General features: G+C 32.5%; 18 protein-coding genes. 14 read left to right on the top strand and 4 right to left on the bottom strand.

All coding sequences use genetic code 11. From position 1 onward, the window contains the following. Positions 1–202: 202 nt before the first annotated feature. The 3 genes from B8T70_RS02530 (at position 203) to B8T70_RS02520 (ending at position 3,317) form a co-directional block, all read left to right on the top strand. Positions 203–1,075, top strand: a complete 873-nt coding sequence (locus B8T70_RS02530; RefSeq protein WP_086893797.1) for an aldo/keto reductase family oxidoreductase — start codon at positions 203–205, stop codon at positions 1,073–1,075. A 138-nt stretch (positions 1,076–1,213) separates the two neighbouring features. Beyond that, on the top strand, positions 1,214–1,966 hold the full coding sequence (locus B8T70_RS02525; protein ID WP_039117980.1) for an SDR family NAD(P)-dependent oxidoreductase: 753 nt from the start codon (positions 1,214–1,216) through the stop codon (positions 1,964–1,966). 211 nt (positions 1,967–2,177) lie between these two features. Next, the gene (locus B8T70_RS02520; RefSeq protein ID WP_086893796.1) at positions 2,178–3,317 is read left to right on the top strand and encodes an ATP-binding protein; all 1,140 of its coding nucleotides are present in this window, start codon (positions 2,178–2,180) and stop codon (positions 3,315–3,317) included. Positions 3,318–3,502: 185 nt separating this feature from the next. On the opposite strand, the gene B8T70_RS02515 is transcribed toward B8T70_RS02520, so the two are convergent. Further along, positions 3,503–4,246 (bottom strand): DUF3298 and DUF4163 domain-containing protein, encoded by a 744-nt coding sequence (locus B8T70_RS02515; protein ID WP_086893795.1) that lies wholly within the window; start codon positions 4,244–4,246, stop codon positions 3,503–3,505. A gap of 191 nt (positions 4,247–4,437) precedes the next feature. On the opposite strand from B8T70_RS02515, the gene B8T70_RS02510 reads away from it, so the two are divergent. Beyond that, positions 4,438–5,580, top strand: a complete 1,143-nt coding sequence (locus B8T70_RS02510; RefSeq protein WP_086893794.1) for a cystathionine gamma-synthase — start codon at positions 4,438–4,440, stop codon at positions 5,578–5,580. A 69-nt stretch (positions 5,581–5,649) separates the two neighbouring features. Here B8T70_RS02510 and B8T70_RS02505 read toward each other — a convergent pair whose 3' ends face one another. Then, entirely contained in the window at positions 5,650–6,444 is a 795-nt protein-coding gene (locus tag B8T70_RS02505; protein ID WP_086893809.1) for a glutamate dehydrogenase, read from the bottom strand. A 323-nt stretch (positions 6,445–6,767) separates the two neighbouring features. On the opposite strand from B8T70_RS02505, the gene gdhA reads away from it, so the two are divergent. From gdhA to B8T70_RS02470, 7 genes are all read left to right on the top strand, one after another. Beyond that, positions 6,768–8,111 (top strand): NADP-specific glutamate dehydrogenase, encoded by a 1,344-nt coding sequence (gene gdhA / locus B8T70_RS02500; RefSeq protein ID WP_039113147.1) that lies wholly within the window; start codon positions 6,768–6,770, stop codon positions 8,109–8,111. A 124-nt stretch (positions 8,112–8,235) separates the two neighbouring features. After that, positions 8,236–10,524 carry a T9SS type A sorting domain-containing protein gene (locus B8T70_RS02495; protein WP_086893793.1) on the top strand — a complete coding sequence of 763 codons (2,289 nt, stop codon included), beginning with the start codon at positions 8,236–8,238 and terminating at the stop codon, positions 10,522–10,524. A gap of 93 nt (positions 10,525–10,617) precedes the next feature. Next, the gene (gene recO, locus B8T70_RS02490) at positions 10,618–11,331 is read left to right on the top strand and encodes a DNA repair protein RecO (RefSeq protein ID WP_039117984.1); all 714 of its coding nucleotides are present in this window, start codon (positions 10,618–10,620) and stop codon (positions 11,329–11,331) included. 124 nt (positions 11,332–11,455) lie between these two features. Continuing rightward, complete coding sequence (locus tag B8T70_RS02485; RefSeq protein WP_086893792.1) at positions 11,456–13,348, top strand: PQQ-binding-like beta-propeller repeat protein; 1,893 nt, start codon at positions 11,456–11,458, stop codon at positions 13,346–13,348. Between the two features lie 56 nt (positions 13,349–13,404). Continuing rightward, complete coding sequence (locus B8T70_RS02480) at positions 13,405–15,324, top strand: hypothetical protein (RefSeq protein WP_086893791.1); 1,920 nt, start codon at positions 13,405–13,407, stop codon at positions 15,322–15,324. 261 nt (positions 15,325–15,585) lie between these two features. Next, on the top strand, positions 15,586–19,089 hold the full coding sequence (gene ileS / locus B8T70_RS02475; RefSeq protein WP_086893790.1) for an isoleucine--tRNA ligase: 3,504 nt from the start codon (positions 15,586–15,588) through the stop codon (positions 19,087–19,089). A 7-nt stretch (positions 19,090–19,096) separates the two neighbouring features. Next, the gene (locus B8T70_RS02470; protein ID WP_082001802.1) at positions 19,097–19,477 is read left to right on the top strand and encodes a TraR/DksA C4-type zinc finger protein; all 381 of its coding nucleotides are present in this window, start codon (positions 19,097–19,099) and stop codon (positions 19,475–19,477) included. Positions 19,478–19,623: 146 nt separating this feature from the next. Here the strand turns inward: B8T70_RS02470 and B8T70_RS02465 are convergent, their stop codons facing one another. Further along, a complete protein-coding gene (locus B8T70_RS02465; RefSeq protein WP_039113140.1) occupies positions 19,624–20,004 on the bottom strand; it encodes a hypothetical protein in 381 nt (126 codons plus the stop codon). A gap of 27 nt (positions 20,005–20,031) precedes the next feature. Next, on the bottom strand, positions 20,032–20,388 hold the full coding sequence (locus B8T70_RS02460) for a roadblock/LC7 domain-containing protein (protein WP_039113139.1): 357 nt from the start codon (positions 20,386–20,388) through the stop codon (positions 20,032–20,034). 174 nt (positions 20,389–20,562) lie between these two features. On the opposite strand from B8T70_RS02460, the gene B8T70_RS02455 reads away from it, so the two are divergent. The 3 genes from B8T70_RS02455 (at position 20,563) to B8T70_RS02445 (ending at position 24,718) form a co-directional block, all read left to right on the top strand. Then, on the top strand, positions 20,563–20,784 hold the full coding sequence (locus B8T70_RS02455; protein WP_086893789.1) for a hypothetical protein: 222 nt from the start codon (positions 20,563–20,565) through the stop codon (positions 20,782–20,784). 93 nt (positions 20,785–20,877) lie between these two features. Further along, positions 20,878–21,474, top strand: a complete 597-nt coding sequence (locus tag B8T70_RS02450; RefSeq protein WP_039113137.1) for a lipoprotein signal peptidase — start codon at positions 20,878–20,880, stop codon at positions 21,472–21,474. Between the two features lie 85 nt (positions 21,475–21,559). After that, positions 21,560–24,718, top strand: a complete 3,159-nt coding sequence (locus B8T70_RS02445) for an exodeoxyribonuclease V subunit beta (RefSeq protein WP_086893788.1) — start codon at positions 21,560–21,562, stop codon at positions 24,716–24,718. The last annotated feature ends 19 nt before the right edge of the window (positions 24,719–24,737 follow it).

Raw genomic sequence — 24,737 nt, 5'->3', positions numbered from 1 at the left:
TTAAAACCTTGAATTTAATGCCTTACTTTTGAGAGTGCAAATTGAATATTTTTTGAGAAGTAAGATGTTAAAGAATGGTTAAAACTTCGACCAAAGCTCTAATTTTAAGGTTGAATTGTGATTCTATTTTTATATTTTTAAGAACTTTGATGATTATGTTTTAGAAAGCAAGATTTATTACTACAAATAATGTTATATTACCATGAGCAAAACGCTATTATCGCCTATAATTGTGGGCACTATGAATTGGGGAGTTTGGGATAAAAATCTAACTCCAAAAGAAATGGAAAACCTTATCCAAGTATGTTTAGAGAATAAAATAACCACCTTTGATCACGCAGATATTTACGGTTCATATACTACCGAAGCTGATTTTGGAAAAGCATTCGCAGCAAGTAAAATCTCAAGAGAGAAATTACAACTGATTTCGAAGTGCGGTATTCAGATGATTGCCGAGAACAGAAATAATAAAATTAAGCATTACGACTATTCTAAAGAATATATTACTTGGTCTGTAGAAAACTCTTTGAAGAATCTAAAAACTGATTACTTAGATGTTTTTTTACTACACCGACCAAGCCCTTTAATGCAAGCTGATGAAATTGCTGAAGCTGTTGAAAAACTTAGAACTGAGGGGAAAATTGTTGATTTTGGATTGTCGAATTTTACAACTTCACAAACAGAATTAATTCGCCAAAAAATCGATGTTAGTTTTAATCAAGTACAATTTTCGGCAACAAATTATGAGCCGATGGTTGATGGTAGTTTTGATTATATGCAAATGCACGGAATTCGTCCGATGTCATGGAATCCGCTAGGAACTGTATTTAGAGAAGATAATAAACAGACAAGAAGATTAAAGAAATTATTGGCAACATTGGTTTCTAAATATAGTTTAGGTTCAGATACTATTTTGTTAAGTTGGATTTTAAGACATCCTGCAAAAGCTATTCCGATAGCAGGAACAGTAAACGTTGCCAGAATTCAATCTTTGATGAAAGCTGTTGAACTAGAATTAGAAAAAGAAGACTGGTTTGCTATCTGGGCAGAAAGTATGGGAGACGATGTGCCTTAATAATAGTTTTAAGTGTCAGTATTCAGTTTTCAGCAGCTATTAGTGTGAAAAAATATTTGCCACAGATTAAAAGACTAAGATGATTTTTTTTAATCTTGAGAATCTTTTAATCTGTGGCTAAAAAATAAAAAACATAGAATGAAAAAAACAGTTCTAATTACTGGTGCTACAAGTGGTATAGGTAAAGCCACGGCACAGTTAATGGCAAAAAATAACTATAAAGTTATTCTTTGTGGTAGAAGACAAGATCGATTATCAGAATTAGAGAAGGAACTTTCGGAATTTACAGAAGTGCATACTTTGGCATTCGATGTTAGAGATAAAGAAGCTGTTTTGGAGCGCATTAGTTCTTTGCCAGAATCATTTTCTGTGATAGATGTTCTTATTAATAATGCAGGAAATGCGCATGGATTGGATCCAATTCAAACAGGAGATTTAGACGATTGGGATGCAATGATTGATATTAATGTGAAAGGACTTTTGTATGTTTCTAAAGCGATTATTCCGCAAATGACAGAAAGAAAATCGGGACATATTATCAATATTGGTTCAACTGCAGCCAAAGAAGTTTATCCTAACGGAAATGTATATTGTGGTACAAAACACGCTGTTGATGCAATAAGTAAAGGAATGCGAATAGATCTGAATCCATACGGAATTAGAGTAGGAGCAATTCATCCTGGAATGGTTGAAACTGAGTTTAGCGAAGTACGTTTTAAAGGCGATGTAGAGAGAGCTTCAAATGTTTACAAGGGGTTTGCTCCATTGCAACCAGAAGATATTGCCGATATTATTCATTTTGTGGTTTCAAGACCTTATCATGTAAATATTGCCGATTTAGTAGTTACGTGTACAGCTCAGGCATCCTCGACTATTGTTAAAAGAAATTAATTAGATTATTAGACTAGCTTAGACTTCTGAGATTTTTAGACTAATAAAAATCGTTAAATGAGATAATTGAGGTTTTAATAATTGCACTAATATGAATTAAGATGGTTTTATTTATGTTGCCTTACGATAAGACAATCGAACAATCCAGTAATCAAATAATCCAACAGTCTAAGAAGTCTAAGCTAGTCTAATAATCTAAGAAGTCTAAATAATGATTAATAAACGCCTTTTAATAAAAAACCTACTCGCTCATAATGATGAGAGTAGTTTTTATGACAAAAAAAGGCAATTGAACTTGCATTCTCGCGAAGGGAAAGCAAAGTTTTTAAAGCATATCTGTGCTTTGTCAAACTCGAACCCTACTAATAATTCTTATATAGTTGTAGGTGTTGAGGACCAGGATAATGAGATTGTAGGAGATGACTTTTTTGACGATAGTCGGATTCAGAATCTGGTAAATGCTTTTCTTGAAAATCCTCCAAAAATTCAATACGAAAATGTACCTTTTCCTAATCTTCCAAAAGATAAAGTAATAGGATTGGTTACAATTAAGCCTAAAAGTAAGATCTCTTATTTTAAAAAAGGAATTCATACCATTGTTGCTAATAGTGTTTTTATTAGACGAGGAAGTAATTCGGTTCCTGTTGAAGAAAGGGAAGTGGAGAAAAATTATCAAAATACTGAAACCGTAATTGGGATAGAGAATAGTTCCCGTAATAGTATAGAGTATACGCTGGATGGTGTAATCGACTTTATGAATTTTCGACATAAAGATATGTCGCCTAAGTATAAAGTTTTTAAAGAATTATTTGTTATTTGTTGGGCTGGAGTTCCTAATAAATCTCGTGATAAAACGTTTTTGTCCCGTGTTGATATCGAGCTGATAAATGAGCAAATTAAGTTGTTTTATTCGGCACAAGATGTGGTCACAATTACTTTTGATGAAGATAGTTTTACTATTCTCGAATACGTTCCGTTGGGCTTAAATGATAAAACAAGTTATTATCCGCTGGAACAACAAACAATTCATTTTTTTGATAATGGTTACTATAAAATAGATAGAGAAATACTTTTTCAGCCGCCAGAGTTTAATCGAAAAATGCTTTATCATATATACAACTCCAATATTGCATTGCTTGGCAAACTACAAAAAGGAGTCGCCTTGTCTAATCGTGAAATGATTGATCTGGAGAATTTACCTTCGACTTTTATGATTTGTTATCTTAACGGTTTTGAAGATGCAAAACAAAAATTAATTGATGCAAAATTACTTTTAAAGCCTTTTACTCAAGTGTATTTATCTTTTAAAGAAGCTTTACGAATCTTGAGAAAGATGAAATATGATGTTTAGTGAAGAAGGTGAATTAGGTGCTAAGGTTCTGAGAAGCAAAGGTTCAAAGGTTTTTCCAGACTGCATCTAATGAAAATTTTTCATGAATGGGAATCAATAATGTGTCTCGCAAAGGTTTTTCGTAGAGACGCACCGTAGTGCGTCTAACTCAAAAAAAATCTAATTTTTGATATTGAAATTAATGATTATTTAAAAATTAAATAGTCATTTACTTTATCATAAGGTAATAATAATTCTTTTGGACCATCTGCATACGAAGCTGCTTCATACGAATTGTAATAAAGTAGTAATCCTTCTTTAGTATAAAAAATATTTAAAGGTAGATTGAACTTTTCGTTTTCAAACATTAATCCTGTTGCATTGATGCTTCCGTTGGCAGGAATTTTATATTTGTTTCTGAATTCTTTTTCGGCGAAAGCCTTAAAATCTTTTTCGCTTTTAAATAATTGATTGTTTGTAATTGTTTTTCCTGTTTTAGGATTAAATAATAAAGAACGATATCCTTGGTAACCATGTGCGCCACCAGTAAAGGTATAATGGTTAAATTTTATGTTTAGAATGCTATCAGATTGATATTCTACATTACCCTCAATTTTGGCCTCCCAACCAAATTTATCTTCGGGAAATTTTTTCTGCATTTCTTCGTAAGAGCTAATAAAGGATGCAGTTAAGTCATTATAGTCGGTAGATTGGAATGGTTTTTCTCCAAAATAAACGATTTCTTTTAAGACAGAAAATACTTTCTTATTGATGCTATCTGCTACGATTGGAACATTTTGAGCAATCGGAACTTTTAAACTAATCTGAGGACAATTGGTTTTGCAAGGTAAAGCTGATTTCTTTTCGAATGTTTGTTCTTTAAAAGAAAGTTCTTTGGTGCAACTTGTTAAAAACAAAAGGCTTACGAATAAAAAGGTATATTGTCTCATCTTGAAAAATGTTAATTAAATACAAAGGTATTAACTTGTAACTTGATTAAAATAAATTAATGGGTAAATTTGTAGAGTATTTTGGAGTCTCAAAAATATAAAGGTATGAAATTGATAAGATTTCAAGCATAAAATTATAATTAAGTAAAAACAGTGCCATATTGCACTAAAAAAATAAATATTATCTACATATGAAATTCAATACAAAAGTTATACATGGTGGTCAGCATCATGACCCAAGTACAGGAGCAGTAATGCCTCCAGTATATCAAACATCTACGTTTATCCAAACAAGCCCAGGACAACCTCTTGGAGATTACGAATATAGTAGAGCATCAAACCCTACAAGAAGTGCTTTGGAAAATGCCTTGGCTAGTATTGAAAACGGAACACGTGGATTAGCTTTCTCATCTGGATTAGCTGCTACTGATTGTGTTTTACGCTCATTTAAAGCTGGTGATGAAATCATTGCTATGGATGATTTATACGGAGGAACATACCGTATGTTTACACGAATTTATAAAGATTCAGGAATAAAATTTCATTTTGTAGATATGAATGATATCGCAAAATTTGAGTCTTTAATAAACGAAAATACAAAATTGGTTTGGGTAGAAACACCTACAAACCCGTTGATGAAATTGGCGGACATTCAGGAAATTGCCAAAATCACTAAAGAGAAGAAAATATTATTTGCAGTCGATAATACTTTTGCGACACCATATTTACAAAAGCCTCTTGATTTAGGAGCTGATATTGTAATGCATTCTGCTACTAAATATTTAGGTGGACACTCAGATGTTATTGCAGGAGCTTTAATTGTAAAAGATGAAGCTTTGGGTGAGCAATTACATTTTCAGCAATTTGCTACTGGAGGAACTTTAGGGCCAATGGATAGCTTTTTGGTTTTAAGAGGGATTAAAACGCTTTCGCTAAGAGTACAAAGACATTGTGAGAATGGAGAAAAAGTGGTTGATTTTTTAAGTAATCATCCAAAGATAAAAACAGTTTATTATCCAGGTTTACCTAGTCATCCGTTTCATGAAATTGCTAAGAAACAAATGAAAGCTTTTGGAGGAATGGTTTCCTTTACTTTTGTTTCGGGTAAAAAAGAAGATTCGATCACTTTCTTGGAAAAATTGAAAGTTTTTACTTTGGCAGAATCTTTAGGAGGAGTAGAATCTTTGGCAAATCATCCTGCTTTAATGACTCATGCTTCTATTCCTGCGGATAAGAGAGCAGAAGTAGGAATTACAGATGATTTGGTTCGATTAAGCGTAGGTATTGAAGATGCAGAAGATTTAATGGCTGATTTGAAACAAGCTTTAGAATAATAGAAAATAATAGAAATAAAAAACCCCAACATTTATAAAATGTTGGGGTTTTACTTTATGTAAAAGTTTCTAATAATCTAAGTAGTATACATAACCTAATGTAAACCAAACCTGAGAATCATTGGATTTATTTTCTGTGAATACTTTCGAATTTGGGTTTAATCCGTCAATCCAATCTGAGTTGTAAAATTGAGCTCTCATTTCAAACAATAAATCGTGCATAGGAGCTAATTTAAATCGTGTTCCGATACCAGCGGTTAATGATAATACAGTTCCGCTTTCGCTAGAAAACCCGTATGGGTGCCCGTCTGAAGGAACTAAGTATTTATAAAAAGTAGTTGCTGGATCTCCTAAAGGGCCAAGTTTAGAACTTACTTTGGTGTTGTAATAGCTAAATTGAATTCCTCCACTTATATAGGGGCTAAAGCTTCCCATAGTATTTTCGTAATCATGCATTTTCATAAATGGCGAATACTCTAGTTGTGTACCAAGATTAACCAATGATGTTTTTCCGCTCATGGCTTTAAGTTGGATAACTCCTATTTTATTAGGATTGCCATTAACCGTTTCACCAAAGTGGTCTAAACTTGTTTGGTTGTATGAAATTTCAGTACGTACTTTAAAGTGTTCATTAAAATACGCTTCACGTCTTGAATTGTATGAAAAATTTAAAAAGTGTACTACACCAATACCAAAACCTGTGTTTTTGGTATTTGTAGAGTTATCATTTCTTTGGCCATAGTCTGACTTGAAAGCAGAGGGGCCAAAAATAACACCAACTTCATGAGCTAGCCTAGATTGTGCCTTGGAATTGTATGAAAAAATAAACGAAATTAATAGTGAGATTACTGTGTTTTTGAGCATTAGGTTTAAATTTCTTTTCGCGACAAAGATATAAATATCCATCACAAATCATAAAATTTTCAAAAAAAATAAAAATGCTAAGGAGTATGTTGTTTTGACATTAAAACTATAACGTTTTCGTGCAAGACATTGCGTTAAAAATATCTATTTTAAAAAATATGTATTAATAATACAATTCTACTCATAATTTATAAAATATCAAGCCCAATTTCTTTATTAGGCGTATATTTGTGGAAAATAACAAAAGGATACTTTTATGTGTGTTTTTTGTTGTTTGGTTGAGTAAATAATAAAATTAATTTATTTGATAATTTTTTTAGAAAATGAAACAAAAAATAAATGAATTTATGGCTCTTGTAGAGTCAAAAAATCCAAATGAGCCTGAATTTATTCAAGCAGTTAGAGAATTTGCTGAAACAGTAATTCCATTCATTGCTGAACAAAAAAAATATGACGGTAAGAACTTGCTTCTTAGAATCGCAGAACCAGAACGTTCTATAATTTTTAGAGTGCCGTGGGTTGACGATAAAGGAGAAATTATAGTAAATAGAGGTTTTAGAATTCAGATGAATTCAGCAATCGGACCATATAAAGGTGGAATTAGATTTCACCATACAGTAAATTTATCAGTTTTGAAATTTTTAGCTTTCGAGCAAGTTTTCAAAAATAGTTTAACTACACTTCCTATGGGAGGTGGAAAAGGAGGTTCTGATTTTGATCCTGAAGGAAAATCTGATGGTGAGATTATGCGTTTTTGTCAATCGTTTATGACCGAATTATGTCGTCATATCGGACCAGACTTAGATGTACCTGCCGGAGATATTGGTGTTGGAGCTAGAGAAATTGGATACTTATTTGGTCAATACAAAAGAATCAAAAATGAGTTTACAGGAGTTTTAACAGGTAAAGGAATCGCTTACGGTGGTTCATTAATCAGACCAGAAGCTACTGGATACGGTGTTGTATATTTTACAGACCAAATGTTACGTACTATCGGACATGAGATTAAAGGAAAAAGAGTTGCGATTTCTGGTTTCGGAAACGTTGCTTGGGGTGTAGCTTTAAAGATAAATGAATTAGGAGGGAAGTTGGTAACAATTTCTGGACCTGATGGATATATTTATGATGAAGAAGGTATTTCTGGAGAGAAAATCGAGCATATGGTAGAAATGAGAGCAAGTGGAAATAACAGAGCAGAAATGTATGTTAAGAAATATCCAAATGCTCAATTCCATAAAGGGAAAAGCCCATGGGAAGTAAAAGTGGATATCGCTATTCCTTGTGCTACTCAAAATGAATTGAACGAAGAAGATGCTAAGAAATTAATCGCAAATGGTGTTTTATGTGTTACTGAGGCAGCAAATATGCCATGTACACTTGATGCAATAAAACAATTTGTGGGTAAGAAAGTTCTTTTTGCTCCAGGAAAGGCTGCAAATGCTGGTGGAGTTGCTGCATCTGGATTAGAGATGACGCAAAACTCAATTCGTTTAAACTGGACTAGTGAAGAAGTAGATCTTAGACTAAAAGACATAATGGTAGGAATTCATAACCAATGTAAGAAATACGGCGTTGGTGCAGATGGTTACGTAAATTATGTAAAAGGAGCTAATATTGCTGGATTTGTAAAAGTAGCAGATGCTATGCTTGCTCAAGGAGTAGTATAGTTTTTTAAATACAATTAAAATGCCTCCATTCGAATTTTCGAATCGGAGGCATTTTTTATTTATATCAGAACGAAATTCAAATACTTTTGTTTGTATTATATTTGTGGAACCAATTGTATAGATAATGGAAAAAAAGTTTCTTTACGTTTTGTTCTTATTGCTCATGCAATTTGGTTTTGCACAAAACAAATTATTATGGCAAGGTTATTTCTCTTATAACCAAATAAAAGATGTTTCGGATTCTCCTACAGCAATTTATGCTGCTACAGAAAATGCATTGTTTTCTAAAAATACTGCAACAAATATTGTTAAGACAATAAATACTGTTGATGGCCTTTCTGGGCAATCTATCTCGTCTTTATATCATAGTGAATCATTTCGTAAAACACTCATTGGGTATGAAAACGGATTGATGACAGTGATTAATGAAGTTGATGGAAGTATTGTAAAAGTGGTTGATATCATAAACAAACAACTTCCTGCGAATCTTAAAAAAATTAATCATTTCATGGAATATAATGGGATGGTTTATGTTTCATGCGATTTTGGAATTGTTCAGTTTAATCTCAAGACATTGCAGTTTGGAGATACCTATTTTATTGGAGACAGTGGAGCTCAAATTAATGTAAGACAAACTACGATTTACAACGGATTTATTTATGCAGCGACTAATAGTGGTATAAGGAAAGCTAATATTACGAATCCTAATTTAGTCGATTATATTCAATGGTCATTAGTTACTGCGGGCGATTGGTCAAGTGTAGAAACAAATGACACAAAACTGATTGCAATTAATACTTCAGGTTATATTAATAACTACGATTCAGGGTCTAATACTTTTGTTGGATTTATGTCGCTCCCTCTACCGTCAAAAGATATGAGAGCTAAAAATCATAATTTATTTATAACTACAGCAAGTGCAGTTTATGTATATAATAACCAAATGGTTTTACTACGCCAGATAAATAATAGTGACGTTTCGATCACAGGATTGAGTTTTACTTGCGCAACTGCTATTGGCGACAATATCTATATTGGTACAAATGAAAGCGGACTTTTTATTTCGACGCTTTCGGGGACTTCTATGTTTGAAAATACGATGCCAGCTGGGCCATCACAAAATAATATTTTTGCTATAAATGTTACGCCAAATTCACTTTGGGCTGTTTATGGGAATTATGATGTTGCCTATAATCCATATCCATTGGATAGTTATGGAATTAGTAAATTTAATACTGCAGGATGGTTAAACATACCATACGAAAAATTGTTTCAGGCAAAATCTATATCAAGAATTATAGTTAACCCTAATAATGAAAATCAAGTATATGCAAGTTCTTTTTTTTCAGGATTATTAAAAATAGATAATGATACTCCTTCAATTTTATTTAATCAATCAAATAGCGGATTAGAGACTCTTACCTTTGCGGGACCAAATTATATTGATGTTAGAATAAACGGAACTGCTTTTGATAAGTCAGGAAATTTATGGGTAACAAATAGTTTAATTAAAAATGGACTAAAGGTGCTGAGAACTAATGGGCAATGGCAAACTTTTCCTATTGGTATGGTTCTTATTAAACCTGAGGATGTAAGTTTTAGTAATGTAGCTATTGATAAGAATGGGACAAAATGGATTGGTACAAATACAGATGGCGTAATTGGTTTTAATGAAAGTACAAATACAGCCAAAAAAATTGCAGTTGGTATAGATAATGGGAATTTACCAATTACAGATGTAAGGGCAGTTGCAGTAGATGCTAAAAATCAGCTTTGGATAGGTACAACAAGGGGGCTTCGTGTTTTGAGTAATGTAAATAATTTCCAGACAGAAAATCAATTAAAAACAAACCCTATTATCATAATGGATGATGGTTTGGCTCAGGAATTACTTTACGAGCAATTTATTTCGGCAATTGTTGTAGATGGGGCAAATAATAAATGGATTGGAACCACAGATTCAGGTGTTTTTTTTGTTTCACCAAATGGTCAGGAAACTAAATATCACTTTACGATAAATAATTCGCCATTACCAAGTAATCAGATTAACGATATTGGTATAAATAGTGTCACCGGAGAAGTTTATATTGCTACAAATAAAGGAATGGTTTCGTTTAAAGGAATTGCTACCGAAGCCAATGAAAATTTAAATAATGTATATGTATATCCAAATCCTGTACGTCCAGAATTTTCGGGAACAGTAAAAATTGCAGGATTACTAGATAAAGCCAATATTAAAATTACAGATATCGAAGGTAATCTTGTGTACGAAACAACATCCGAAGGAGGAACAATCGAATGGGATACGACTGCTTTTGGAAAATACAAAGTAGCTTCTGGTGTGTATATGATTGTTGTTTCGGCTGAAGACGGAGGAGAAACCAAAGTTAAGAAAGTAATGATAATACGATAGTTTTTAGTGTCAGTCTCAGTAATCAGTCTCAGTTTCTAAAAATCTAAAAATCTAAGAAGTCTAAGCAAGTCTAAATAATCTAAGAAGTCTATTTTGCAAGTAAAAACCAAAGCAATTGTCATTTCGGCTATAAAATTCCAAGAAAAAAGCTTGATTGCCAAGTGTTTTACACTTTCGCATGGATTGAAAACTTATTTTGTTAGAGATGCTTTTTCAACTCGTAAATCCAGTCAGAAAATAGCCTATTTTCAGCCATTAACTATTCTTGAAATTGAGGCTGTACATAAAAATAAAGGCACATTAGAAAATTTTAAGGAAATAAAAATTGGAACTCCTTTTCAGACTATTCATACCGACATTGTAAAAAGTACGATTGTCATGTTCTTATCTGAGATTTTGCATTACTCAATTCAGGAAGAAGAAAAGAATGAATCACTTTTTATTTTCTTAGAAACAGCTTTGTTTTGGTTGGATCAACATGATGAAATTACCAATTTCCATCTTATTTTGATGTTGGAAACTACTAAGTACCTAGGTTTCTATCCCGATGTTTCTGATGCCGATCTGCCGTTTTTCGAAATGAATGAAGGTGTTTTTACTCTTTTTCATGGGTTAAGTGCCCTAACCGAACATGAAACTAATTTGTTCAAAAAGCTAATAGATTTGAAGTTTGATAATGATCAAAAAGTTTTTCATGTTATTGAACGACAACTACTCCTGAAAATCTTAATAGACTATTATAGTTTTCATTTAGATGGCTTTAAAAGGCCGAAATCACTAGAGGTTTTGAAAGAAATATTTTCTTAAAAATCGAATCCTATTTTTATATATTTGCGCTGTAATTTTTATAAAATTTTGAAGTTTTCAATCTTTTATAATTAATTTCAAGAACATTATTCATTCTTAACTATAAAATTTTAAAAAACCAAACATGAAGAAAATTACGTTTTCGATTATTTTACTTTTATTAGTCAGCTTTTCGGCTATTTCCCAAAGGAAATATGACGAAATAGTTAACACAGAGAATACCGTACAAGATATGGTACAAAATGGAATTACAGGAATTGTTGTTTTTAATGAAGGAGGAACAATAAAAGGTTTAGATCCTGAAACTAAAAAAGTTGTATGGACTTTGACCAAAGATGATTTTGGAGGTAAATCAGCATTGACTATCATAGGTGATACCGATCTTACAAAGCTTTTTGATGATAAAAGCGCTTTAACTACTGTTGCCGGAAGTCCTTATGTTGAAGCTTACATCAATAACAAGTACATTATCATCAATACTGATACTGGTAAAGTGGTTTACAACTCTTCAAAAGAATCTTTTTGGGTAACACAATCAGATTTTATTCCTGAGACAAATGAGTATTTGCTTACCTTGAAAAAAGATGGCGACATGGCAATTGCATTATTGGATATGACGACTGGCGAATTAAAATGGAATACTACTGTAGATAAAGCAAAATCATTATTTAGCTTCTCTTTTAGAGAATCAGTAAACACAAACGTTGCTAAAGTACACGGATCAGTAATTTATTATTTACTGTACGGAAAATTATATTCTTTTAACAGAGCTACCGGAAAGTTAAACTGGAAAGGTGAAGAAGATTATTCAAAATTCTTCCTGACGCAAAATGATAAAAATATTGTTGTAGTAAACAACACTGGAACTTTTTCGAATAAACAATATTTGAATGTTTTGAATACAGAAAACGGAAAAAGTATCTGGAAAGAATCAATCAAAACAAAGAGAGTTGTTTATCTTGAAGATTGGGGAACAAAATTGTTAGTAGCTCATTATAGTGGTTTTAACTTTTTTGATTTAAAAACAGGTGAGAAAATCTGGAAAAAAGATGCTCGTGGAGATGGTTTGAAAAGAGTAATTCCTATCGATCAGGATTTCTTGTACGTTGCTGAGAACGAAATGATGTTGATCAATAAAGACGGAGAAAAACTTTGGAAAAAATTTATTGAAATTTCAGATGATAAAGAAGATCCAATTTATTATTTAGGTAAAGTAGGTGAAAAAGTAATGTATCTTACAGGTACTTACGGAAACATGGTTGATTATAAGACTGGAGTTAAACTTTGGAAACGTAACATCAACTTTGATAAAAACCGCCCGGTCTTACCAACTTATGATGAAGCTACAAACTCGTACTTAGTATATAATGATGAGAAGTTATATAAATTTGATCCAAGTATTAAAGACAAACCAGAGCCTTTTGCTAAAGTAAATATCAAAAAAGAAAAAGACTTAAACAGCATCGAATTATTTCCTTGGGGAGTTGTGCTCTCAGGACCAGTTGAGGTAATGGGAGTTAATATGGATGGTACAATCAAATATCACCTTACTTATACACAACCAGGAGAGTCAACAAGACGCCTTCTAAAAAGTGCTGCCATTGTAGGAAGTATCGGTTTAGGAGTTGCTGCAGGAGTAAGTGATTTTAAAGGTTCAGAAGTAACCATGACATATCGTGATTCTGGCGGAAATATGAGAACTACAGTTGTGAAGGCAGAAGATCAAACGAATAAGGATCAGGCAAATGCTTATGCAGCCGGATCTGTAGCTCTTGGTATTGTAGCAGCTAAATTTAATTCTCGTTTTAATGCAATGAAACAAAATAGAGATTACTCTTATATTTTTGCAAAAGCAGAAACAGGAGAAAAAATTCTTGTAAAAGTAAGTAAAATAGACGGTGTTGAGGTTGATAAAATTATTTTTACAAACAACAAACCGGTTTATGAAGTAGATCCTGCAACACAAAATATTTTTTATGTTTCGGATAAATCTATTCAGATCTTTAATAAAAAATAAGAAAAATAAAAACCCAAAGCCATCAGGATTTATTTCTGGTGGCTTTTTTTTTGCCTATGAAAAAAGTATTACTCTTAGTGGCTTTGCTTGTAATTGGATCAATTCAGGCACAAGAAAAAATAAGCTCAAAAACAAAGAAATTTAAAATTCCGGTAATTAGATATTCTGAATTTCCAGCTCTTGATAATGTATTAACGCAAACGGCTTTTTATCAAATGGATAAATCGCTGCAGGAAGAAGAATCTAATTTAAAGAAAGATTTTTTTAATATTGATGGATTTATAAAAGATCCTGTAAACGGAAAGCTTAAGCTTTATTTAACCTTTGCGATGCCCAGATATACAGACACTCAAATAGATAGTGTGTATGATAAGGAAAAAAATCGTTGGACTTATAATGCGCACTCTAATTATATAAATAATGTAAAATTGGATGTTAAGCTTGGCGATAAAATTATATTGACTAAGGATTTTGGAGGTTCAGATTCTTATTCGGTAAGTGTGGGAAATAGTATGGGTGCTTTGAAAGTTGTAGCCTCAGAACAGGATAAAAAAGTAAAGACAGCTGTAAAGAACTCAGATTACAGTGATGTAGGGCTTGGATTTGATAATGTTGTCTACAAAGCGGCAATAAGAATCCAGGATTTTTTAAATTATAAATTTGGATATTCAACTAGTGTAGTAAAGGAAAAATTTGAGTTTGTAACTTCAAAAGGACATTCAGAATACGCACAAATGCTTGCTTTCGAGACAGAAATTACAGCTCAGTTGGAGAAAGTAACTCTTGAGAAAGGTTTAGACGAGAAATTACTAACGCCACATTTGCAGTATTTAGAAAGTCTGTTGGTAAAATACCCACTTTCTCCGGCAAATGAAGATATTCGTTTTATTGTCACCAACAATTTGGCTGAAACTTATTTTTTACTTGAGAATAAAGAAAAAGCCCTGAAATATGCTAATTTATTAATTGAAAATGATAAACAAGATTCGAGAGGATCTACAATTATCGAAAGAGTTAATAATGGCTATTTTGCAGATAAAAAAATAAGAAGCCATACACCTCGTTTTGCAGAGCTTAAAAAATTAGGTTTAAAAATTGCCGAAGAAAAAGAAGAGTTGAGATTAGCTTTTTTTGAAAAAATCGACCGTCAGGAAGCTGATTGGAATATCGAAAAAGAGAATAGAGCGGCAGCCTTAGAAAAAAGTAAAATTCAACGAGAAAATATGCTTGATTCTATTGCATATCAATCTAATCCAGATTTGTTAGCGAAGATTATTGCTAATCTTGGTGGAAGCAATATTCTGAAAAAAGTAGAGAAAACACATTTGGTGTCTAAGTTAACTTTAGAAGAAAGTAATATACCTCACACCGAAGAAAGATGGGCGACAACGACAAATTATCTTTTGAAAAAGAAAATGCCGGAAACCTATTATGAAATCGTAAATGGACCAGAAGCATGGAGTCACAGTGATCGCGAAAGTGGAGTGGAAGCCAAATGGGCAAAATTGCCAATTTACAAGTATAGTAATCTTTCTGCAAATTTGGACCCTGTGAATTTCTTAACTGCTTTTAGACTTGATTTATGGAATAAGCTGGAGCTATTGCAAGACGAAATGGTTGACGGGAAATGGTGTTATCATTTTAATTATTTCGAAAAAACATTGAACACAAGTAATAGAACCATTCCTAAAACAGATTATCATCTTTTTATTGATAAAGAGGATTTTTCGATTGTTGCAACGGAAAGAACAGAATTTGATGATGGAAATAAAAGTTTTTTTGAGCGAAAGCTTTTCAAAGATTATCGCCATGTAGCTGCTTTAAATTCAGGAAAAATTCCGCATAAGATTAATTATGAAATTGAAGATTTTTACGGAGATACTTCCTATCAGGAAAACCGCGAAAAAGTGGAAGTAAATGCCGTTTTTGGTAATAGAATTTTTATGAAAGAAGTTTATTTCGGAAGTTTTAAATAAAGATTAATACTATTAATGACGACCGTCTTTTTTGCTAATAAAAGACTGTTATATTTTCACTTTTGTAGACACTAAGAAATATTTTCTTGAAGATTGAATCCTTAGGGTTTTCAGTTTTTGAGAAAATATTTCTGTTTAAATCAATAACTATTTTTTGATAAATGCGGAATTATAAATGTATTAACAAATTTAATTAGTGAATTGGTGGCTAAAAAAATCAAAATTCCTTACTTTCGCACTTCGATTTAAGAAAAGGATAAAATGAGCACAAAATTTACTGAATACAAAGGACTTGACTTGCCTACTGTAGCGTCTGAAGTACTTGACTTTTGGAAGAAAGAAAATATATTTGAAAAGAGTGTAACTACTCGCGAAGGTGCAGTGCCTTACGTATTTTTTGAAGGTCCTCCTTCGGCAAATGGATTACCAGGAATTCACCACGTGATGGCACGTGCGATTAAAGATATTTTTTGCAGATATAAAACTCAAAAAGGCTTTCAGGTAAAAAGAAAAGCCGGCTGGGATACTCACGGATTGCCTGTAGAGTTAGGTACCGAAAAAGAACTAGGAATTACAAAAGAAGATATTGGTAAAACAATTTCTATCGAAGAATATAACGAAGCGTGTAAAAAAACCGTAATGCGTTATACCGATGTATGGAATGACTTAACCGAAAAAATGGGATATTGGGTAGATATGGAAGATCCATATGTAACTTATAAACCAAAATATATGGAGTCTGTTTGGTGGCTTTTGAAACAAATCTACGATAAAGGTTTGTTGTACAAAGGATATACTATTCAGCCTTATTCTCCAAAAGCAGGAACAGGATTATCTTCTCACGAAGTAAATCAGCCTGGAGCTTACAGAGATGTTACAGATACTACGATTGTAGCACAATTTAAAACTTTGCCGGAAACATTGCCAAGCTTTTTACAAGGTTTTGGAGATATTCATATTTTGGCCTGGACGACTACGCCTTGGACATTGCCATCAAACACTGCTTTGACAGTTGGGCCAAAAATCGATTACGTTTTAGTGCAAACATTCAATCAATATACTTTTGACCCAATAAATGTTGTTTTGGCTAAGAATTTAGTTGGAAAACAATTTGCAGGAAAATATTTTGAATCAAATGGTTTTGATATTGGAAGTTATAAATCAGACGACAAAAAAATTCCTTATAGAATTCATGATTTGAATTTTAAAGGTTCAGATTTAGTTGGTATTCGCTATGAGCAATTATTAAATTGGGCGCAACCATATGAAAATCCGGAAAATGCCTACAGAGTTATTTTAGGGGATTTTGTAACAACGGAAGATGGAACAGGAATTGTACACACAGCTCCAACTTTTGGTGCTGATGATGCTAAAGTCGCAAAAGAAGCTTCACCAGTGGTTCCACCAATGTTGGTTAATTCATTTCATAATTTAATTGCTTCGAATAATCCAAATAAAGACAATAGAGTAATAAAAGATGATGAAGATTATTTTGCAAATTCATCTTTTGAAACTAAACATCAGATTTTAGTTCCGCTTGTTGATTTACAAGGTAAATTTATTGATATAGATACAGTTCCTGAGAAATTTAGAGGAATGTACGTTAAGAATGAATACTACGACGCGGGTCAAGCTCCTGAGCGTTCTGCTGATGTTGAAATTGCTATTCAATTAAAAGAAGAAAATAAAGCCTTTAAGGTTGAAAAATACGTACATAGTTATCCACACAGTTGGAGAACTGATGAGCCGTTATTATATTATCCACTAGATTCTTGGTTCATTAAAGTAACCGATGTAAAAGATAGAATGTTCGACCTGAACGAAACTATCAATTGGAAGCCTAAGTCTACTGGTGAAGGACGTTTTGGAAACTGGCTGAAAAATGCCAACGACTGGAACTTATCTCGTTCTAGATATTGGGGTATTCCGTTGCCAATTTGGAGAACTGAAGATAAAAAAGAAGAAATTCTTATTGGTTCTGTTGAAGAATTGTACAATGCGATTGAGAAATCTATCGAAGCAGGTTTTCAAAAAGAAAATCCGTTTAAAGGATTTGAAATCGGAAATATGTCTGAATCTAATTATGATTTAATCGATTTGCATAAAAATGTAGTCGATCAAATAACTTTAGTTTCGGCTTCAGGCCAGCCAATGAAACGCGAAAGCGATTTAATTGATGTTTGGTTTGATTCAGGGGCAATGCCTTACGCACAATGGCATTATCCTTTTGAGAATAAAGACAAAATTGACGAGAATAAAGATTTTCCAGCTGATTTTATTGCTGAAGGTGTCGATCAGACTCGTGGATGGTTTTATACGCTTCACGCAATCGGAACTTTGGTTTTTGATAAAGTAGCTTATAAAAATGTGGTTTCAAATGGTTTGGTTTTAGACAAAAATGGAATAAAAATGTCTAAGAGTAAAGGAAATACAATTGACCCTTTTAAAACCATTGCAGAATACGGTCCCGATGCCACACGTTGGTATATGATTATGAATGCAAATCCTTGGGATAATTTAAAATTTGACCTTGAGGGAATTGCTGAGGTTCGTCGTAAATTCTTCGGAACATTATATAACACCTATTCATTCTTTTCGTTGTATGCAAACATCGATGGATTTAAATATGCTGAAGCAGAAATTCCGATAAACGAAAGACCAGAAATTGATCAGTGGATTATTTCTGAATTAAATACACTTATCAAAGAAGTTGATGGCTTTTATGCCGATTATGAGCCAACAAGAGCTGCTCGTGCAATTTCAGATTTTGTACAAGAGAATTTAAGCAATTGGTATGTTCGTTTATGTCGTCGTCGTTTTTGGAAAGGAGAGTACGCGCATGATAAAATAGCAGCCTATCAAACACTTTATACTTGTTTGTTAACTATAAGTAAACTAAGTGCTCCAATTGCTCCATTTTTTATGGATAAGCTTTACAGAGACTTAACAACTTCAACACGGTCAGAAAATTATGACAGTGTACATTTGGCAGAGTTTCCAAAATACGTTGAAAACTTTGTTAATAAAACGTTAGAAAGCAAAATGCAGAAAGCGCAGACTATCTCATCACTTGTTTTATCACTTCGTAAGAAGGAAATGATTAAGGTACGCCAACCGTTGCAAAAGGTAATGATTCCAGTACTTGACGATAATCAACGTAGTGAAATTGAGGCAGTTTCAGAGCTTGTAAAAGCAGAAGTTAACGTGAAAGAAATCGTTCTTTTAGATGATGCTTCGGGTATTTTGGTGAAACAAATTAAGCCTAATTTTAAAGCATTAGGACCTCGATTTGGTAAAGATATGGGCTTGATTTCCAAAGAGATACGGTCTTTTACGGCGCAGCAAATCAGTCAGTTAGACAAGGAAGGTTCGTTAGATATTGTTATTGCAGGAAATAATGTAACTTTATCATTAGAAGATGTCGAAATTACATCACAAGATATCGAAGGTTGGTTGGTTGCAAATTCAAACGGAATAACAGTTGCGCTTGATATTACGATCACGGAAGAGCTGAAAAATGAGGGTATCGCAAGAGAATTGGTTAATAGAATTCAAAACATCCGTAAAGATTCTGGATTTGAAGTAACTGATAAGATAAAGGTACAGATAAAGAGAAGCGGTATATTAGAAACTGCAATTCTTAAAAATGAAGACTATATTAAGTCTGAAACATTAACAGATAGTTTGGTTTTCTTAGACGAATTAGAAAGCGGCATAGAAATTGAATTTGATGATATAAAAACAATGATATTAATTTCAAAATAATATAAAAATGGTAGATGAAATTACAAGATACTCTGACGCTGATTTAGCTGAATTTAAAGAGATCATTTTGGGTAAAATACAAAAAGCGCAAGCAGATTTAGACTTGATTAAAAGTGCTTACATGAATGACTTAAATAACGGTACAGATGATACGTCTCCAACATTTAAAGCATTTGAAGAAGGAAGCGAAACTATGTCCAAAGAAGCAAACTCACAGTTAGCTATCAGACAAGAAAAGTTTATTCGAGATTTAAAGAATGCGTTATTTCGTGTAGAAAATAAAACATACGGAGTGTGCAAAGTAACAGGAAAGTTAATCGGAAAAGAAAGATTAAAGATTGTTCCTCATGCTACAATGAGTATTGAAGCAAAAAACTTGCAACGATAGTTTTTTAAATAAATAATAAAGCGCTCCTATTTAAGGGGCGTTTTTTTTGCGTCAAAATGAAGAAAAGTAATTTAAGTGTAAAAAAGGAAGTAGTTAAATTAAAACTGTCTTTGTGCAAGACAGTTTTAATTAAGAAAGTAATGCTGTTACGCTAGATTTTTTTCCAAATCAGTTTTGTATTTTCTTAAAACAGCTCTTGTCATTCCTAAGTTGGCTTTTGTAGAGTCTGCGACTAGATAAACCATGAATTTATTATTTGGTGAAATATCAATAATGTGAATTTGATTGGTAAGCGTAATTAAGATATCCTCGATATCTTGTTTTAAATTTAAGGCCTTTACAGCGCTTAATTTAGCTTTAACTACTTCAAGGTTATATGCAGAAGCTAATTCGGGATCAAATGCCGAATCGATGCTTAAATTACCATAACTAAGTCCTGTTTCAATCTCGGTTACAGCTACAGCTATAAAACCATTCACATTTGTTTTCATTTCGGTTAGAAAAACATTTAAAAAGTCGTTGCTCATAATTTTTGGGGATTTATTGGTTATTAATTATTTTAAAAGACTGTTTTTGTTAAGCTGAGTGGCTAGTTCATCGATATTGCGCAGAAATAATCCGAGATTGCTACCATCATTAGAGAAAACGATGATGCTATGAGAATTGTTTATTTTGTTCATTACAGCGACTCCATTGGTGGTTTTAAGGTATAATTGTTTAAGTAGTCCTTTGTCTAAGTCATTAAGGAATTTGTCGCTCATAGATAGGATTGCGTCGCTCATTGCGGCAACACTGTCACTATATTCTAAGTGTAAAGAGGTAATCAATTTTCCTTTTGTACCCGATATAAGTGCCGATGTTGATTTAGTCTGAATTAAAAACTCATTTAGCATGGAAGTGATTTCATTCATTGTGTGGAGATTTGGGGAGTTGTTAAAAAATAATTGATTAAGCTAATTTAATTAAAAATTCATAGCTTTATCATGTGTTATCTCGTTAATTTATTTAAAAAATATAAAATTTTTGCGTATTATTGTAAGAAAGGAATGGAGGATTAAGTAAGTATTAATTTAAGATAAAACGTTATGGCTAAAGTGTTGAAGTTTAAAGATGTGAAGTCGGATGTTGATAGTAGAATAAGGGAATTTGATAAAATAAGGGTTAAGTTGAATGTTGCCAAAGCAAAAAAGGCACAGGGTAATATTGTTAAGACTAGAGATGGGAAAAAAGAAGCTAAAGGATTGTTCAATTCAATCTCAAGTTTTTTTTCTGAAGGATCTAAGCCAGTTAGAAATAATGGAAAATAATAATGAAACATTTTGTTACGAAATAATTAACGCTCCTAAGGGGGCGTTTTTTTTGATTTAATTGTTACTTTTGCGCCAATAAAAAATTATAAAATGTCACTACGAAAAGCGTATTTACTTATTTTCATTATTTTACTTATTGATCAGCTTTCTAAAATTTATATAAAAACCAACTTCGTTTTAAGCGAAGAAGTGGAGGTTTTTAAGTGGTTTAAGATTCTTTTTATTGAGAATGAAGGAATGGCTTGGGGAACAAAAATACCAGGAGAATACGGGAAATTGATTTTAACCGTTTTTAGGATTTTTGCTGTTTTTGGTATTGGATACTGGTTATATGACTCTATTAAAAAACAAAGCTCAACATATTTAGTTGTCGCTATTGCTTTAATTTTGGCTGGAGCTGCAGGAAATATTATAGACTCTGTTTTTTATGGTGTAATATTCGATGACAGTTATAACAACTTAGCAACACTATTTGCTCCAGAACATTATGGAACGTGGTTTCATGGTAAAGTAGTAGATATGTTGTATTTTCCTATTTGGGAAGGAAATCTACCAACTTGGTTGCCAATATGGGGTGGACAACAATTTAAATTTTTTAATGCAATTTTTAATTTTGCCGATATGGCAATTTCTACAGGTGTTGGTATTTTAATTGTTTTTAATAAAAAAGCATTTAATAAGCACTAATTAATTTTACTTTATAGAATTTTAGTTTTTTGCAACCGAATAGTTCTCGGGATGTTTTATTTTTACAGTTCGAAAAAATTAAAAAATGCAAAGACCTTCCTTCTCTATATATGATGCATCCGCAGGTTCAGGAAAGACATATACCCTAGTTAAGGAATATCTTAAAATTATACTTTCGGCTCCTAAAAATGATGCGTATCGCAATATTCTTGCAATAACTTTTACAAATAAGGCAGTTCATGAGATGAAAAGCCGAATTGTAGGTAGCTTATCTGAGTTTGCCAAAGAAGAGCCTTCCGCGAAAGCGATAGATTTAATGGAGGATTTGGCGAGGGAAACTGGCCTTTCAATCATTGAATTAAAAACAAAATCACAAAATATCATTAAGCATATTATTCATAATTATGCTGCTTTTGATATTTCTACAATCGATAAATTTACCCACAAAGTGATTCGTGCTTTTGCGCATGATTTAAATTTACCTATGACTTTTGAGGTAACTCTGGATACAGAAAATTTACTCATAGAGGCAGTCGATGCAATTATTGCACAAGCGGGACAAGATGAAACTTTGACCAAGTTGCTGATTGATTTTACGATGGAGAAAACCGACGATGATAAAAGTTGGGATGTTTCTCGTGAAATTCTTGAAACAGGAAGGTTAATCTTAAATGAAAATAATCGAAATGAGATTACTCATTTTCATGATAAATCAATTGGGGAGTTTGTTGAGATAAAAAATAAGCTAAAGGATTTGTGTAAAAATCTTGAGGAAGAAAATGCTGTTTTTGCAACTGAAGCTCTTTTGTTAATTGAGAAAAACGGAATCGATTTAAAATCTTTTTCAAGAGGAACATTTCCAAATCATCTGGAGAGCATTCGAGATGGGAAGTTTAATCCCAAGAATAAAACATTTCATGAGTTTGATGATATTGCAATTAATAAAACGGCCAAAGACAAAGCCGTAATAGAAAATATTATTCCAGAATTACTTCAAATTCTGGATAAGATCTATAAAAATTTCGAAAAGAGGGATTTCTACAAAGCGTTTCTTAAAAATATTACGCCATTGTCATTGCTGAATACAGTAAGCAATGAGTTAGAAAAGATTCAGAACGAACAAAATGTTTTGTCTATTTCTGAGTTCAATGCAATTATTCATCGCGAAATCCAAAATCAACCTGCGCCTTTTATTTATGAACGTTTAGGAGAAAAATACCGTCATTTTTTTATTGATGAGTTTCAGGATACTTCCGAAATGCAATGGCAGAATTTGATTCCGCTAATTGATAATGCCCTTTCTGGGCAAGATGATTATGGGGTAAAAGGAACTTTGATGATTGTGGGAGATCCGAAACAATCTATTTATCGTTGGAGAGGGGGAAAAGCGGAGCAGTTTATTGAATTAAGTAAGGATTTAAATCCGTTTAATAATCCAGATAAGAAAATAACACATTTAGATACTAATTACAGAAGCTATAGTGAGGTTATTGAATTCAATAATGGCTTTTTTAAATTAATCTCTTCAGAGTTTGAAAATGCAGATTATAAAGATTTATATGAGAATCATAGTTATCAAAAGACAAATGCGAAGAAAGGCGGTTATGTAAATATTTCGTTTCTTCCGGTAATTGATAAAAATGAACAAATTGATGATGATGATGCTCTGGAGAAAACTGATTTGTATGTTTTAGCGACTTTAAATACAATCCAGAAAGTACTGCGTGAAGGGTTTGAGTATAAAGATATTGTTGTTTTGACTCGTAAAAGAGATCAGGGTATTGCTGTAGCAAATTATCTCACAGAGCAAAATATTCCGTTATTATCATCAGAAACATTGATGATTCAGAATGCAACCGAAGTTCGATTGATTATTCATTTATTAAAGTATTTGAATAACAATGCAGACTTAGAAGCCAAAGCTAATTTTTTGCATTTCTTAACTAAGAATATTGAGATTAAAAGGCCTGTTCATGACTTTATAGCCGAAGGAATGGCTGAGAGAAATGAAGCTGCTTTTGAAAAATGGTTAGAGAAATTTGATATTTCGCTTTCGTTTGAAAATATTCGAAAGAAATCACTTTATGAAGCCGTTGAAACTATCGTTTCTAAATTTGTGCGTTTGGAATATAATAATGCCTATGTGCAATATTTTCTTGATATAGTTTTGGAACGCGATATTAGGAATCAAGCAGGTATTTCGGATTTCTTAAGTTATTGGGATAAGAATGCGGGGAAATTTAGTATTCCGTCTCCTGAGGGGAATAATGCTGTTCGTATAATGACAATTCATAAATCAAAAGGATTAGAGTTTCCAGTGGTAATTATGCCTTTTGCAGAAGAAGATTATAGTCGAAAACCAAAAGATAAGTTATGGTTAAATGCGGAGGAGTCAGACTTTGGATTGCCAAAAGTGTTAATAGATAATAGTAGTGCGGTAGCTGGTTTTGGAGAAGATGCCGCTGTTGTTTTTAATTCAAAAAAACAAGAAGAACTACTTGATAATGTAAATGTTTTATATGTTGCCTTGACTCGTGCTGAGGAGCAATTATATGTTATTTCTCAGGAAATAAAGCCTAGAAAAGATGGAGAATTCCCAGGTAATATGGCGTCTTTTTTTATAAAACATTTAATTAATCTAGGGGTTTATGATGAGAGTAAATTGGAGTATGAATTTGGAAATTCAGTAAAATTATCTTCGGGAGATAAACATTCTTCGTTTACAAAGACGATTCCGCTAGTTTCGGAAGTTTTAAATCCAAAGAATATTAAAATTGCACAACGCGAAGCATTAATGTGGGGAACGCATCAGCAGGAAGCTATATCTTATGGAAATGTGATTCATGAAATCTTAGCGTTTGTAAAATATAAATCAGATGTTGATTTGGCGATTGTAAAAGCATTAGAAGATGGGCTAATTGTATTTGAGCAAAAAGAGATAGTTTTAAAGACGATTAAGGAAATTGTAAATCATTCAGAAATCAGTATTTGTTTTGAGGAAGGTAATAGGGTTTTAAATGAGGAAACAATAATCCAGAAAGCAGGAAAGACATTGAAGCCTGATAGGGTAGTTATTACTCCAAAAGGAGAAGCTTATCTTTTGGATTATAAAACAGGTTTGAGTAATCCTAAATACATACAACAGTTACAAGAATATCAGGATGCTATTGAAAATATGGGTTTCAAAGTGTTAAAAAAAGCATTGGTGTATATAGGAACCGATATCGTTGTAGTAAATTTGTGAAAAAATTAATCAGACGTTA

The organism is Flavobacterium sp. AJR (genome assembly GCF_002156885.1).
Classification (GTDB): domain Bacteria; phylum Bacteroidota; class Bacteroidia; order Flavobacteriales; family Flavobacteriaceae; genus Flavobacterium.
This window is presented reverse-complemented; position numbering and strand designations above follow the sequence as displayed.

Coding starts and splice junctions, on each gene's coding strand:
- B8T70_RS02530 (WP_086893797.1), top strand. CDS start 203: ATGAGCAAAACGCTATTATCGCCTATAATTGTGGGCACTATGAATTGG.
- B8T70_RS02525 (WP_039117980.1), top strand. CDS start 1,214: ATGAAAAAAACAGTTCTAATTACTGGTGCTACAAGTGGTATAGGTAAA.
- B8T70_RS02520 (WP_086893796.1), top strand. CDS start 2,178: ATGATTAATAAACGCCTTTTAATAAAAAACCTACTCGCTCATAATGAT.
- B8T70_RS02515 (WP_086893795.1), bottom strand. CDS start 4,246: ATGAGACAATATACCTTTTTATTCGTAAGCCTTTTGTTTTTAACAAGT.
- B8T70_RS02510 (WP_086893794.1), top strand. CDS start 4,438: ATGAAATTCAATACAAAAGTTATACATGGTGGTCAGCATCATGACCCA.
- B8T70_RS02505 (WP_086893809.1), bottom strand. CDS start 6,444: ATGCTCAAAAACACAGTAATCTCACTATTAATTTCGTTTATTTTTTCA.
- gdhA (WP_039113147.1), top strand. CDS start 6,768: ATGAAACAAAAAATAAATGAATTTATGGCTCTTGTAGAGTCAAAAAAT.
- B8T70_RS02495 (WP_086893793.1), top strand. CDS start 8,236: ATGGAAAAAAAGTTTCTTTACGTTTTGTTCTTATTGCTCATGCAATTT.
- B8T70_RS02485 (WP_086893792.1), top strand. CDS start 11,456: ATGAAGAAAATTACGTTTTCGATTATTTTACTTTTATTAGTCAGCTTT.
- B8T70_RS02480 (WP_086893791.1), top strand. CDS start 13,405: ATGAAAAAAGTATTACTCTTAGTGGCTTTGCTTGTAATTGGATCAATT.
- ileS (WP_086893790.1), top strand. CDS start 15,586: ATGAGCACAAAATTTACTGAATACAAAGGACTTGACTTGCCTACTGTA.
- B8T70_RS02470 (WP_082001802.1), top strand. CDS start 19,097: ATGGTAGATGAAATTACAAGATACTCTGACGCTGATTTAGCTGAATTT.
- B8T70_RS02465 (WP_039113140.1), bottom strand. CDS start 20,004: ATGAGCAACGACTTTTTAAATGTTTTTCTAACCGAAATGAAAACAAAT.
- B8T70_RS02460 (WP_039113139.1), bottom strand. CDS start 20,388: ATGAATGAAATCACTTCCATGCTAAATGAGTTTTTAATTCAGACTAAA.
- B8T70_RS02455 (WP_086893789.1), top strand. CDS start 20,563: ATGGCTAAAGTGTTGAAGTTTAAAGATGTGAAGTCGGATGTTGATAGT.
- B8T70_RS02450 (WP_039113137.1), top strand. CDS start 20,878: ATGTCACTACGAAAAGCGTATTTACTTATTTTCATTATTTTACTTATT.
- B8T70_RS02445 (WP_086893788.1), top strand. CDS start 21,560: ATGCAAAGACCTTCCTTCTCTATATATGATGCATCCGCAGGTTCAGGA.